The sequence below is a fragment of the Amycolatopsis sp. NPDC033938 genome, from assembly GCF_055575975.1.
On the sequence record NZ_JBVIRO010000019.1, the window covers coordinates 108,957 to 121,982 of the forward strand.

13 protein-coding genes are annotated in these 13,026 nt (G+C 68.0%); 10 read left to right on the plus strand and 3 right to left on the minus strand.

Annotated elements, in window-relative coordinates:
• The first annotated feature begins 211 nt into the window (after nt 1-211).
• The 3 genes from ACZ5ZX_RS34020 (at nt 212) to ACZ5ZX_RS34030 (ending at nt 2,239) form a co-directional block, all read left to right on the plus strand.
• Nucleotides 212-1,051, plus strand: coding sequence for a class I SAM-dependent methyltransferase (locus tag ACZ5ZX_RS34020; RefSeq protein ID WP_465506088.1), 840 nt, complete (start codon nt 212-214; stop codon nt 1,049-1,051).
• Between the two features lie 6 nt (nt 1,052-1,057).
• Nucleotides 1,058-1,669, plus strand: coding sequence for a TetR/AcrR family transcriptional regulator (locus ACZ5ZX_RS34025; RefSeq protein WP_465506089.1), 612 nt, complete (start codon nt 1,058-1,060; stop codon nt 1,667-1,669).
• A gap of 108 nt (nt 1,670-1,777) precedes the next feature.
• Nucleotides 1,778-2,239 carry an ATP-binding protein gene (locus ACZ5ZX_RS34030; protein ID WP_465506090.1) on the plus strand — a complete coding sequence of 154 codons (462 nt, stop codon included), beginning with the start codon at nt 1,778-1,780 and terminating at the stop codon, nt 2,237-2,239.
• Between the two features lie 20 nt (nt 2,240-2,259).
• Here ACZ5ZX_RS34030 and ACZ5ZX_RS34035 read toward each other — a convergent pair whose 3' ends face one another.
• Nucleotides 2,260-2,862 carry a TetR/AcrR family transcriptional regulator gene (locus ACZ5ZX_RS34035; protein ID WP_465506091.1) on the minus strand — a complete coding sequence of 201 codons (603 nt, stop codon included), beginning with the start codon at nt 2,860-2,862 and terminating at the stop codon, nt 2,260-2,262.
• 85 nt (nt 2,863-2,947) lie between these two features.
• On the opposite strand from ACZ5ZX_RS34035, the gene ACZ5ZX_RS34040 reads away from it, so the two are divergent.
• Nucleotides 2,948-3,997 (plus strand): NAD(P)-dependent alcohol dehydrogenase, encoded by a 1,050-nt coding sequence (locus tag ACZ5ZX_RS34040; protein WP_465506092.1) that lies wholly within the window; start codon nt 2,948-2,950, stop codon nt 3,995-3,997.
• 46 nt (nt 3,998-4,043) lie between these two features.
• On the opposite strand, the gene ACZ5ZX_RS34045 is transcribed toward ACZ5ZX_RS34040, so the two are convergent.
• Nucleotides 4,044-4,955 carry a lysostaphin resistance A-like protein gene (locus ACZ5ZX_RS34045; protein ID WP_465506093.1) on the minus strand — a complete coding sequence of 304 codons (912 nt, stop codon included), beginning with the start codon at nt 4,953-4,955 and terminating at the stop codon, nt 4,044-4,046.
• A 138-nt stretch (nt 4,956-5,093) separates the two neighbouring features.
• Between ACZ5ZX_RS34045 and tdh the strand changes: the two genes are divergently transcribed.
• From tdh to ACZ5ZX_RS34065, 4 genes are read left to right on the plus strand one after another with little or no spacing between them, the layout of a single operon-like run.
• Nucleotides 5,094-6,125 (plus strand): L-threonine 3-dehydrogenase, encoded by a 1,032-nt coding sequence (tdh, locus tag ACZ5ZX_RS34050; protein WP_465506094.1) that lies wholly within the window; start codon nt 5,094-5,096, stop codon nt 6,123-6,125.
• A complete protein-coding gene (locus ACZ5ZX_RS34055; protein WP_465506095.1) occupies nt 6,125-7,306 on the plus strand; it encodes a glycine C-acetyltransferase in 1,182 nt (393 codons plus the stop codon). Before tdh ends, ACZ5ZX_RS34055 begins: the two co-directional genes overlap by 1 nt.
• The gene (locus tag ACZ5ZX_RS34060; RefSeq protein WP_465506096.1) at nt 7,303-8,217 is read left to right on the plus strand and encodes a LysR family transcriptional regulator; all 915 of its coding nucleotides are present in this window, start codon (nt 7,303-7,305) and stop codon (nt 8,215-8,217) included. The genes ACZ5ZX_RS34055 and ACZ5ZX_RS34060 overlap by 4 nt, the downstream gene beginning before the upstream one ends.
• A 40-nt stretch (nt 8,218-8,257) precedes the next feature.
• Entirely contained in the window at nt 8,258-9,253 is a 996-nt protein-coding gene (locus ACZ5ZX_RS34065; RefSeq protein WP_465506097.1) for a TerC/Alx family metal homeostasis membrane protein, read from the plus strand.
• On the opposite strand, the gene ACZ5ZX_RS34070 is transcribed toward ACZ5ZX_RS34065, so the two are convergent.
• On the minus strand, nt 9,250-9,813 hold the full coding sequence (locus ACZ5ZX_RS34070; RefSeq protein WP_465506098.1) for a TetR/AcrR family transcriptional regulator: 564 nt from the start codon (nt 9,811-9,813) through the stop codon (nt 9,250-9,252). The genes ACZ5ZX_RS34065 and ACZ5ZX_RS34070 overlap by 4 nt on opposite strands.
• 81 nt (nt 9,814-9,894) lie before the next feature.
• Between ACZ5ZX_RS34070 and ACZ5ZX_RS34075 the strand changes: the two genes are divergently transcribed.
• Together ACZ5ZX_RS34075 and ACZ5ZX_RS34080 are read left to right on the plus strand one after the other, a co-directional pair.
• Nucleotides 9,895-10,983: an FAD-dependent oxidoreductase gene (locus ACZ5ZX_RS34075; RefSeq protein WP_465506099.1), complete on the plus strand. Its 1,089-nt coding sequence runs from the start codon at nt 9,895-9,897 to the stop codon at nt 10,981-10,983.
• A 283-nt stretch (nt 10,984-11,266) separates the two neighbouring features.
• Nucleotides 11,267-12,502 carry an HNH endonuclease signature motif containing protein gene (locus ACZ5ZX_RS34080; RefSeq protein WP_465506138.1) on the plus strand — a complete coding sequence of 412 codons (1,236 nt, stop codon included), beginning with the start codon at nt 11,267-11,269 and terminating at the stop codon, nt 12,500-12,502.
• The last annotated feature ends 524 nt before the right edge of the window (nt 12,503-13,026 follow it).

The following is a 13,026-nucleotide window of genomic DNA, read 5'->3' on the forward strand; positions in this document are numbered from 1 at the left end:
GCTGCCTTTTGCGGGTGGCCCGCGAGCGGGTGGTCCCCCGCCCTGGGTGCCACCCCCGCGGCTCCGCGGGGGGGCGTATTGGGTTAACAACCGAATCCGCCACTCACGACCACCCTGCCCCACCTCGACGGCGCCTTGACGTCCTTGCTGGTCCTCCTCCACTATGAACACGTGTTCATGAACGTGTGTTCATAACCGAGGAGGTCCTGGCATGACCGACATCGTCAACACCGCGCAGGCGGAAGCGTGGAACGGCTACGAGGGACGGCACTGGTCGGCTCACCACGAGCGATACGACGCCGTGAACGAAGGATTCAACGAAACCCTGTTCGCCGCGGCCTGCATCGGTGAACGGGATCGGGTGCTGGACATCGGCTGCGGAAACGGCCAGGTCACTCGGCTCGCCGCCGTCTGTGCCCCGTTCGGAAGCGCGACGGGCGTCGACCTGTCCGCGCCCATGCTCGCCACCGCGCGGGCCCGCGCGGAGGCAGAGGGGGTCGCGAACGTGTCGTTCGAGCAGGGCGACGTCCAGGTCTTCCCGTTCGGGGAAGCCGTTTTCGACGTCGCGCTCAGCCGGTTCGCGGTGATGTTCTTCGCCGATCCCGTCGCCGCCTTCGCCAATGTCCGTCGCGCGTTACGGCCGGGAGGGCGGCTCGCGTTCCTCTGCATGACCGGACTCGCCGGAACTGATCTCGGCGGCGTTTTCGGTGCTCTGGCACCGTTCTTGCCGACACCCACCGGTGAGGACGGGACCGGGCCCACGTCGTTCGCCGATCCCGCGCGGATCCGTTCGGTGCTCACTGACGCCGGATTCGCCGATGTCACGTGCACCCGTGTCGAGGCGGACCAGGTCTGGGGGAGCGACGTCGTCGACGCGACGGATTTCATCGCGGCCTGGGGACCGGTCAAGCATCACCTCGACCAGGCGGGAGCCGAAGCCGCGGCCGGTGCGCGGGAAGCACTTTCGGCCGCCCTCCGGCCGTTCGAGGGATCCGGCGGGGTCCGCTTGCGAGGGGCGGCGTGGTCGGTCACGGCGTCCGCGGAACGCTGATCCCGGATGTCCCCGAGGAAAGCGGCTGCCCTGCGCGACAGTGAAGACGGCCGAAGCCTGCGTGAGCATCTGGTCGCCACGGCCGCGAACCTGATTTCCCTGCGAGGCACCGCCGAGCTCACGGTGCGCGCGATCGCCCGGGAGGCGGGCGTCGCCGACGGCGTGCTGTACAACCACTTCGCCGACAAGGAGGAGCTGCTGGCCAACGCCTTGGCCGAGCATGTCCGTGTGGTCGAACGCGGACTCGGCGCGCTGCCCGAGCCCGGTTCGGGTACGGTCGAGGCCAATCTTCGCGCGCAACTCGCCTACGGTTTGGCTCTGCACAAGGAGATCCTGCCCGCCTTCGCCGGGCTGCTCGCCCGGCCCGCCGTGCTCGCGCGGTTCGGGGAACTGGCCGGGGACGGGGCGAACTGGCGGGATCGCCTGGCCGCATATCTGGGCGAGGAAAGGGAACTCGGCAGGATTTCCGGCGATGTCGAGGCGGCGACGGCGATGCTGGTCGGCGTCTGCCACGAAACCGTGCTGTCCGGCCTGTTTCCGCACGGTCCGAAGGTGGTCACCGCACCGGCGATCGACGCCGTGGTCGCGACGGTGCTGACGGGAATCGCGGCCCGCTGACCTGGTGTCGTACGCGCCACGGCGATTCGCGGATTGATCGGCGTGAGTTCTGGGTAACCCGATCGTGCGTCTTCAGCAGAGAGGCCGCGAGACGGGAAGGGTGCCTCCATGATCAGCATCGCGGAGCATCCGGTTCCGGGAACCTGGGTGCTGGATCTGCGGGCGACGACGCCGCGTGCGTTGCCGGAGATACGGGCATGGGTGGTCAGATGCCTGCCCGACCTCGGTGAGGGGCACCGTGACGACGTCCTGCTCGCGGCGACGGAACTCGTCGCCAACGCCTACGTTCACGGTGGTGGCGCGCGCCACATCCAGCTGTGGCGCGGCGTGTCGCCGTGCGCGATCCGCATCGAGGTGGCGGATGTCAGCGTCGAACAGCCCCGGGCACGCCGTTCGCAAATCGAGGATCCGCGTGGACGCGGGTTACTCGTCGTCGACGGCGTGGCCGTGCAATGGGGCGCCCGGCGTGAGTCGGTGCGCGGCGGGAAACTCGTCTGGGCGCATATCCGCTGCGACGGCGGCTGTCCGGAAGCACTTCCGCGCGTGCGCGGGAAACACTCCCGGAGCTGACGAAAGGGACGCCGAACACGTCACATTTTCGTGCGTCCTCGGATAGCGGCGCGGGCGGCCTCGACCGACTTCCGCACGACAGCCTCCGTGGAATAGCCCTGTTTCGTGAAGACGCCGTCGAGGTGGAACGTGCCGTAACCGTGCGCCTGGGTGAACAGCTGCTCCATCAGTTCGAGCCCGTCCTGCGGCCGGTCGGTGACGGTGAGGCAGAGCATGACGAACTGGTCGGTGAGGCGGCGGGTCTGCTCGTGCAGTGTCGCGTGCTCCGGCCCCTGCAGGCCGTCGGCGAAGATGACGTTCATTCCCGCGCGGCGTTCGATCAGGTACGCGGTGTAGGCGCCCGCGGCCGCGGCGAGTGCGGCGACGGGGTCGGATTCGGCCTCGATGGCGTCGTGCACCCGGTCGGCCAGTTGGCAGGCCACCGTGGCGGCGATGGCCGCCATCAGGCTTTCCTTGTCGGCGAAGTGCCGGTACGGCGCGCCCGGACTCACCTTCGCGCGCCGGGCGACCTCGGCGACGGAGAAGGCGGCGAGTCCCTGCTCGGCGATCAGGTCGAGCGAGACCCGCACTAGCTCGGCGCGGAGGTCGCCGTGGTGGTACTTGCCGCCCATGTCGTGGATCACACCCCAGGTCGTGGAATATGTAAGAGCCCTCTTACGTCGTTGTAAGTGACCTCTTACATGGTCTCACTGTTTCTCGGAGGGTTTCATGAGCACGACCACGCACGCCATCGCCGCGCCGTCCCCGGGCGCCCCGCTGTCGCCGACCACGATCGAACGTCGCGACCTGCGCCCGGACGACGTGCTGATCGACATCGCGTACGCGGGTATCTGCCACAGCGACATCCATCAGGTGAAGGAGGACTGGGGCACCGCGATCTTCCCGATGGTGCCGGGGCACGAGATCGCCGGCGTCGTCGCCGCGGTCGGGTCCGCGGTGACGAAGTACCAGGTCGGGGACCGCGTCGGGGTCGGCTGCATGGTCGACTCCTGTGGTGAATGCGAGTACTGCGTCGCGGGCACCGAGCAGTTCTGTATCAAGGGCAACGTACAGACCTACAACGCCGTCGGCTTCGACGGCGAGAACACCTACGGCGGTTACAGCCGCCAGGTCGTGGTGAAGGACGCGTTCGTCTGCCGCATCCCCGAGGGCATCGGCCTCGACGTCGCCGCTCCGTTGCTGTGCGCGGGCATCACCACCTACTCCCCGCTGAACCGGTGGGGCGCCGGCCCCGGCAAGAAGGTCGCCGTGGTCGGCCTCGGCGGGCTCGGCCACCTCGCGGTCAAGATCGCGGTCGCCATGGGCGCCGAGGTCACCGTGCTCAGCCAGAGCCTGAAGAAGCAGGAGGACGGCCTGAAGCTGGGCGCGAAGGACTACTTCGCGACCGGTGACCCGTCGACGTTCCAGACCCTGCGCGGCCGCTTCGACCTGATCCTCAACACCGTTTCGGCGTCCCTGCCCGTCGACGCCTACCTCGGCATGCTGCGGGTCGGCGGCGCGATGGTGAACGTCGGCGCGCCCGGCGAACCGCTGTCCTACAACGCCTTCTCGCTGCTCGGCGGGAACAAGGTGCTGGCCGGGTCGATGATCGGCGGTATCGCCGAGACCCAGGAGATGCTCGACTTCTGCGCCGAGCACGGCATCGGCGCGGAGATCGAGACGATCTCGGCCGACCAGGTGAACGTGGCCTACGACCGGGTCGAGAACAGCGACGTCCGCTACCGGTTCGTCATCGACACGGCGACCATCGGCGCGTGACCCCCTGACGGCGGCCGGTCTCCCCCTGGGGTGACCGGCCGCCGTTTCACATCAGCAGCAGCGGCAAGGTGTTGACCGCGGTATGCGCGGCCACCTGCGCCCACAGGTTGCGGTAGCGGGACCAGAGGTAGCCGGCGAACAGGCCGAAGAACCCTTGGAAGGCCACGATCGTGCCCAGGGTCAGCGGCAGCCCGGCCCAGGGTGAGGCGCCTTGGCCGTGTGTCGGCAGATGCAGCCAGGCGAACAGCAGCGACGCCAGCAGGATTCCGGGCCAACGGCCGAAAAGCGCCTCCAACCGGGTCTGCAGCATGCCGCGGAAGAAGACCTCCTCGAGCACGTTCGCGGTGAAGAAGGTCAGCGTCGCGCCCACCGCGAGGTACACGGGGTCGGGATAGTCCTCGCTGGTGGGAAGCGGCGGGGCGAGCGGGCCCAGTACGTACAGCCAGCCGAATACGAGTACCGCCGGAATCGGTGCCAGCCAACGCCAGGTCTCCCGCGGCCACCAGCCCGGCCGCAGCCGGAAAGGATCGGCTCCGCCCGCGGGCCGCAGGGCGCGCAGGAGAAGCAGCGGCAGGACCAGGAACACGATCGGCTTGGCGAGTGCCCAGACATCGCGGACCGCCGCCTGCTGCCCCGCGGCCGCCACCAGGAACAACGCGAGCGGCCACAGGAAGGCGACGAGCGCCAGGGCGGTCGCCTGTCTGCCCAGTATCCGCTGGTCGGGCACTTCGGGAAGCGTTCCGGGTACGCGGAGCGGGATCACACGGATCAGCAGGAGCCCCGCCAGCGCGGGAAGCAAGGCGCCCACGAGGGAAAGTTCCGTATCCGAGTCCGCGGACGGTTTGCCAGAGGCATGTCCGGTCGCCAGCAGCAGGGCGGGGGCGACGACGAACGCCGCCAGCCCGCCGATGAGGACCCTTCGGTCGGCACCCGGCCGGGTGCGGGTCTTTTCCGTCACGGGAAAAGGATCTTCGAAGCGGGCACCTGTCCGCGTCATCACTTCGTAGGACCAGGGGGTCCTTGTGAAGCCACGCTAACGAGGGATTTCAGAAACTCGCGATGGACCGCACAGCCGCCACCGGTAAGACTTCGCGCCATGAAGGCATTGGTCAAAGCCGACCGAGCACCCGGGCTGGAACTCACCGACGTGCCGGACCCCGCCGTCGGCCCCGGGGAAGTCGCCGTCCGCGTGCTGCGCGCCGGTATCTGCGGCACCGATCTGCACATCGATGCCTGGGACGACTGGGCGGCGCGCACCATCGCCGCACCGCTGGTCATCGGGCACGAGTTCGTCGGCGAGGTGGTCGAGATCGGCCGGTCGGTGACGAGTGTCAAGGTGGGTGACCTGGTCAGCGGCGAGGGGCATCTGGTCTGCGGAAGCTGCCGCAACTGCAAGGCCGGGCGACGCCACCTGTGCGCCCGGACCAAGGGACTCGGCGTGCACACCGACGGCGCCTTCGCGCAGTACGCCGTGTTGCCGGAGGAGAACGCCTGGGTGCACCGCAGCGAAGTCGACCTCGACATCGCCGCGATCTTCGATCCGCTGGGCAACGCCGTGCACACCGCGCTGTCCTTCCCGGTCATCGGCGAGGACGTCCTGGTCACCGGCGCCGGACCGATCGGCATCATGGCCGCCGCGATCGCCCGCCACGCCGGCGCGCGCAACGTCGTCGTCACCGACGTCAGCGAGCACCGCCTGGAACTCGCCCGCAAGGTCGGCGTCGACCTCGCCCTGGACGTCTCGTCGGCGACCATCGCCGACGCGCAGGAGCGGCTCGGCATGGCCGAAGGCTTCGACGTCGGCATGGAGATGAGCGGACGGCCCGAGGCGCTGCGCGACATGATCGCGAACATGTCGCACGGCGGCCGCGTCGCGCTGCTCGGACTGCCCGCCTCCGACGTCTCGGTGGACATCGCCGCCGTCGTGCTGAAGATGATCCAGCTCAAGGGGATCTACGGTCGCGAGATGTACGAGACCTGGTACTCGATGTCCGTGCTGCTGCAGGCGGGGCTGGACATCTCGCCGGTGATCACCCACCGGTTCGGCTACACCGATCACGTGAAGGCGTTCGCGACGGCCAGGGAAGGCCGTTGCGGCAAGGTCATTCTGGACTGGACGGAGAACTGATGTACGGCGCGATGCGCGACGACCTCAAGGCCGGGCTCGCCGAAATCCGGGAAGCCGGGCTGTACAAGGGCGAGCGGGTGATCCGGGGGCCGCAGCGGGCCTCGGTGAGTGTCGCCGACGGCGACGTCCTCAACTTCTGCGCCAACAACTACCTCGGTCTCGCCGACCACCCGGTGCTGGTCAAGGCCGCGCAGGAGGCGCTGGACCGCTGGGGCTTCGGTATGGCTTCGGTGCGGTTCATCTGCGGGACCCAGCAGCCGCACAAGGAACTGGAGGCGAAGCTTTCGGAGTTCCTCGGCACCGAGGACACGATCCTCTACAGCTCCTGCTTCGACGCCAACGCCGGGCTGTTCGAGACGTTGCTGACCGACCAGGACGTCATCATCTCCGACGAGCTCAACCACGCGTCGATCATCGACGGCGTCCGGCTGTGCAAGGCGAAGCGGATGCGCTACCGCAACCGTGACGTCGCCGACCTGGAGCAGCGGCTCAAGGAGGCCTCCGGCGCGCGCTACCGGATGATCGCCACCGACGGCGTGTTCTCCATGGACGGCTACCTCGCCCCGCTCGACGAGATCTGCGCGCTGGCCGAGCGCTACGACGCGCTGGTGATGGTGGACGACTCGCACGCGGTCGGCTTCACCGGCCCGACCGGACGCGGCACGCCCGAACTGTTCGGGGTCCAGGACAAGGTCGACGTCCTGACCGGCACCCTCGGCAAGGCCTTGGGCGGGGCGAGCGGCGGTTACACCTCGGGCCGCGCGGAGATCGTCGAGATGCTGCGGCAGCGCTCCCGGCCGTACCTGTTCTCGAACTCGCTCGCGCCGTCGATCACCGCCGCCGCGCTCGCCACCCTGGAACTGCTGGGCTCCTCGGGTGAGCTGTTGGAGAAGCTGCGTGCCAACACCGAGCTGTTCCGGCGCCGGATGACCGAGGCGGGCTTCGACCTGCTCCCGGGTGAGCACCCCATCATCCCGGTGATGATCGGCGACGCCGCCAAGGCGGGCAAGATGGCGGATCTGCTGCTCGACCAGGGCATCTACGTGGTCGGTTTCTCGTACCCGGTGGTGCCGCACGGGAAGGCCAGGATCCGGACGCAGATGTCGGCGGCGCATTCGACCGAGGACATCCACCGTGCGGTCGACGCGTTCGTGACAGCAAGGTCCATGATGGACGAATGATCGATCCGCGACGGCTGCGGGTACTGCGCGCTCTCGCCGACCACGGCACCGTGACGGCGGCAGGCCAGTCGCTGCACCTGACGCCGTCCGCGGTCTCCCAGCAGCTGGCCGCTCTCGAAGCCGAGTGCGGCCAGCAGCTGTTGAGGCGGTGGGGCAGGCGGGTCTCGCTGACCCCCGCGGGTGAACTGATGGTGGTGCACGCCAACGCCGTCGCCGCCGAACTGGAACGGGCCCAGGCCACCCTGGCGGCACTGGATTCCGGGGTACAGGGTCAGGTGCGGCTGGCGAGTTTCGCCTCGGCGATCACCATGGTCGTCGCGCCGTCGATCGCCGCGCTGCGCGCCGGTTCGCCCGGTGTTTCGGTGCGGGTGCAGGACGTCGAGGGGCACGCGAGCATCCCGCTGCTGCTCGACGGCGAGATCGACCTGGCGATCACCGAGGAGTACCGGCTCTCGCCACGAACGGATGAAAGCAGGCTGAGCCGGTTCCCGTTGTACGTGGAGCCGTTCGACGTCGTGCTGCCCACCGCGCACCGGCTCGCCGGATCGTCCGAAGTGGACATCGACGAACTCGCCGACGACGACTGGATCGCCCCGAAACCGGGAAACCCCTGCCGCGACGTACTGACGATCGCGTGCGCCAACCCGGAGATCCGGCACGTCTCCGACGATTTCCACGCGATCACCACCCTGGTCGCCGCGGGCGAGGGCGTGGCACTGGTGCCACGCAACGCTTTCACCGCCGTGCCCGGCGCGGTCGCCGTCCCGTTGCGAGGCGAGCCGCCGCTGCGCCGCGTGTTCGCCGCTGTCCGGCGGGGGAGCGCGGATCACCCGCTGCTCAAGACCGTCCTCGCGGCCCTGCTGGAAGCGGCCCCCCGGCATGCGAATGCGGACCGGGGGACTCGCCCCTAGGATCTGGCACACCAGCCGCAGGAAGAAAGACAGGGCGCGAATGCTCCAGATCGATGGCCTCACCTGGACTGTCACGATCGGACTGGTGCTCGCCCTGCTGGCACTCGATCTCATCCTGGCGGCGGTGCGGCCGCACAAGGTCGGTTTCGGTGAGGCGGTGGCCTGGTCGGTCGGCTACATCCTGGTCGCGGTGGCGTTCGGTGTCTGGTTGACGCTGGCGCATGGCGGGGACTTCGGGCAGCAGTACTTCGCGGGTTACATCGTGGAGAAGAGCTTGTCGGTCGACAATCTCTTCGTCTTCGTGATCATCATGACCACCTTCGCGGTGCCTGAGGAGCATCAGCACAAGGTGCTCACGTTCGGCATCGTCGTCGCGCTGATCATGCGGGCGATCTTCATCGCGCTCGGCGCCACGCTGCTGTCGTTGTTCTCCTTCATGTTCCTGCTGTTCGGTTTGCTGCTGATCTATACCGGGGTCCAGTTGTTCCGGCATCGTGACGAGGATCCGGACGTCGAGAACAACGTCGTGGTGCGGACGGCGCGCCGCCTGCTGCCGCTGTCCACGGAATACGACGGCGGCAAGCTGGTCACCCGGCTTGACGGGAAGCGGGTGGGCACGCCGTTGGTGGTGGTGCTGCTCGCGATCGGCGGGATCGACCTGCTGTTCGCGCTGGACTCGATTCCGGCCGTGTTCGGTGTCACCGACGAGCCGTATCTGGTCTTCGCCGCCAATGCCTTCGCGTTGCTTGGCCTGCGTGCGCTGTATTTCCTGGTGAAGGGTTTGCTGGATCGTCTGGTGTACCTGTCGGCCGGGCTCGCGATCATCCTCGGGTTCATCGGGATCAAGCTGATCCTGCACTGGGCGCATGTCGACATCGACGAGAGCGTTCCGGAGATCTCGACGCCGGTGAGCCTCGCGGTGATCATCGGGATCCTTGTCGTGGTCACGGTGGCGAGCCTGCTCAAGACCCGCAACGACCCCACCGCCAAAGCACACCCGGGCTCGCTGCGTGGTTCCCGCCCCGAAGAGGACTAACGCCAGCCGTGGGTGAGGAGGTCGAAGATCCGCTCGACGTCCTCGCGGGGATCCGGCCTTCCCCTGGTGAGCGCCGGGATGTCCAGGACGAAGCGCGCGAGCGCGCGGCAGGCGATGTCGTCGGAGTCGACGCCGGTGTCCTCGGCGATGGCCGCGCCGAGGGCGTCGGCGTGCCGGGTCCACATGCGCTCGCCGTACTCCTGTAGTGCCGGGGTGCTGCTCACCAGTGCGGTGAATCCGGCGTACTGAGGGTGCGCGGTGAGCGGAAGCCATGTGGCGAGCACGTACTCGCGCAACGCTTCGACCACGCTCTGCCCTTCCGCGCGCTGCCGCACTGACGCGATCAGGTTCGCTTCGCGGTCTTGAGCCTCGTCGAAGACCAGCGCCTCCTTGCCGGAGAAGTGCTTGAACAGCGTCGTCGTCGACACGTCGGCCGCCTCGGCGATGTCGCGGATGCTCACCTGGTCGTAGCCCCGCTCGAGGAACAGTTCCAGCGCGGCGTCCGCGAGCGCCTTACGGGTCGCGGCCTTCTTGCGTTCGCGCCGTCCCAGTGTCTCCATGAGCGCACTCTAGCGCATAGGTTTCCACAGTCACTAAGTTGACTCGTTGCACTTTTTGACTCGTTCTGCTTTTCTGGGGTCATGACTTCGAGAATCAGCATCATCGGCGCGGGCCCCGGCGGCTTGACCTGTGCTCGCATCCTGCAGAAGCACGGCGTCGCCGTGACGGTCTACGACCGCGACCCGCACCCTCACGCCCGCGACCAGGGCGGCACCCTCGACCTCCACGCGGACGACGGTCAACTGGCCCTGCGCGAAGCGGGGCTGACCGAAGAGTTCTTAGCCCTCGCGCGGCCGGAAGGGCAGGAGATGCGCAGGCTGGATCCGGCGGGCCGGTTGCTGGAGCGGCACGTCCCGGCCGAAGACGAGTTCTTCAGACCGGAAATCAACCGAGGCCAGCTGCGCGATCTGCTGCTCGGCTCGCTCGAACCGGGCACCGTCCGCTGGGGCCGGGCCCTGGAAAGGGTCGAAGGTGAGGGACTGTTGCGGTTCGCGGACGGGACGACCGTCGAAACGGACCTCGTCATCGGAGCCGATGGCGCGTTCTCACGGGTCCGCCCGGCGGTGTCGGCGGCCGTCCCGGAGTACACCGGGATCACTTTCCTGGAGGCCTGGTTCGAGGACGTCGAAAACGCGCACCCCGAGCTCGCCGAACTCGTCGGCCAGGGCAGCGCCATGGCGGCCGACGGCGACCGATGCGTGTTCGCGCAACGAAACAGCGGGGACCACATCCGCGTGTACATCATCCAGCGGCTGCCCGTGGACTGGATCGCCGCGGCCGGGCTGACTCCTGGCGATATCCGGCCATGGCTGCTCGACGCCTTCTCCGAGTGGTCGCCGAGCATGCTCCGGATGATCACCGGCAACGACGGCCCCTACGTCGACCGCCCGCTGTTCGCCCTGCCCGTGCCGCATACGTGGGAGCACAGGCCGACGGTGACCTTGCTCGGCGACGCCGCCCACCTGATGCCGCCCCTGGGGGTCGGTGCCAACCTGGCCATGCTCGACGCTTGCGAACTCGCCCTCGCGCTGGCCGGCTCCGCCACGATCGGCGAAGGCGTCGCTGCTTACGAGAAGACCATGCTTCCGCGGTCGGTCGAGATCGCACGGCGGCTTGAAGGTGGGGCTGCTGGGTTGCTTGATTCGTTCGACGGTGCTGTTGTTGGTTGAGGTTTTTGGGGTGTGGTTGCCGGAATTCGGCGATGGAGACCTGTTGTGAGACTCGCTCAAACCAGGGCACCCCTCGGGAACCGACCCGCACAAGAGTCTGTCGCCGAAATCTGGCAACATCCCACCGAATCCATGAGCAGAGTGCTATCTCTAGTCATACCCAAATCAGAGCCGCCTGAAGGCTTTCGCCGAAATCCGGCAATGGTTGTGTGGGTCGCATGATCGAGAATTGTCGGTGGCCGGTTGTACGGTTTTCGGCGTGGATACTTACCAGGCGGCGCCGGTGGCGCTTCTCGAGGAACTCACCGATCCTGATCTTGTGGAGTTGGTCAATGCTTCGATAGTTTCGTTGGACGACAAGGATTCCGTGGCTGTGGCGCGGGCGGCGTCGGCGGGGATCGCGCGGTTGGAGGCGGTCCGGTTCCGCGCGTTGGCCCAGCTGAGCCGGCAGCGGCAGGGTGCGCGGAGTGTGGTGCAGGAGGTCGCGGTCGAGTTGTCTCTGGTGGACACTCACGCGGGCACGATGGTCGCCACGGCCGAGGCGTTGACCACGCGCCTGCCCCGCACCCTGGCGTTGATGGACCAAGGAAAGCTGAGTGGTTTCGGTGCGATGAAAGTCGCCGCCGCCACCGCCTGGCTCTCGGAGGAGAACGCCCGTGCCGCGGACGCTCTGTTGGAGGATCGGTTGCCGGGCAGGAATGCCGGCCAGATCCGGAAAGCGGCGAATCACGCGGCGAGCACCGTCGACCGCGACGGCGCCGACAAACGCGCCGCACACCACCGCGAAGGGCGCCGTCTCACCCTGCGGCAGGGCGAGACCGGGGTCGCCTCGATCGAGGTCGAAGACGGCCCGGTCGAGAAGGTCACCGCCGCCTACCGCCGCATCGACCACGAAGCCCGCGCCCTGCGCAAGGATGGGGAGACCCGCACGCTGGACCAGCTCCGCGCGGACATCGCGCTCGATCTCCTCCTCGGCGGCCACGGCGGCGGCACCAGTGAACGCACCGAAGTGTTCCTGTACATGGACCTGTTCACCTATCTCGGGCTGAACAATGAGCCGGCGGAACTGGCCGGACACGGCCATATTCCGGCGGGGCTGGCGCGGCAGATCGCGACGGGGCCGGACACGGTGTTGCGCCGGATCGTCACCGACCCGCTGTCCGGGCAGGTGCTGGATCTGGGGCGGGACCGGTACCGGCCCACCGCGGGGCTGGGTGAGTTCGTGCGGGTGCGAGACCGTGAATGCCGAAGACCGGGGTGCGGGCGTCCGGCACAAGCCTGCGATCTCGACCATGTAGTGCCGTGGCAGCACGGCGGCCACACCAACGCTGATGAGTTGGTCGACCTCTGCCGCCGCGACCACCGCCTCAAAGACGAACCCGGCTGGAGCTACCGTCTCGCGGCGGACGGCACGCTCATCATCACCACCCCGACCGGGCACAGCTACGACAGCACACCGCCGCCACTCCACGAACCCCGGACCGAAAGCCCGTTGGACGACGAACCGCCACCCTTCTGAACCCCATCGCCAGAAAACGGCGACAAACCCAGCGCGGTTTCGTGCGTGTTGCTCGCCTATGAGTGAGTGCGGACGGCGTCACGATCCCCGCGCGTACTGAGGGGGGAGGCAAAGATGGCGTGTCCGGGCGGGACAGCGGCCTGGGTGACGTGGCCCCGCACTCGCTTGCCCAGAGCCAATCTCGCGTGCCCAGAGCCGTAACTCGTGTACCCAAAGGCGAATCTCGTGTGCTCAAAGGCGGATTTCGCGTGCTTGAAGCCGGAACACCGAGTGCGGGATCCAGGCACGCGAGTTACGCGTCTGAGCACGCGTCTCCCGTGTCCGAGCACGCGTGTTACGCCTTCGCCCTGCCCGCCACCCCGATGACCAGGCCGCCCACAATCACGACACGTTTGACTTACCCCTCAACAAACCCGTCGACCGACGAACCCCCACAGTTCGGAGCCCGTCGCCAGGAAACGGCAACGGCCGATAGAGTGCGCACCCCCCGGTTCGCGAGCGGCCTGGGTGACATGGCGCCGCAC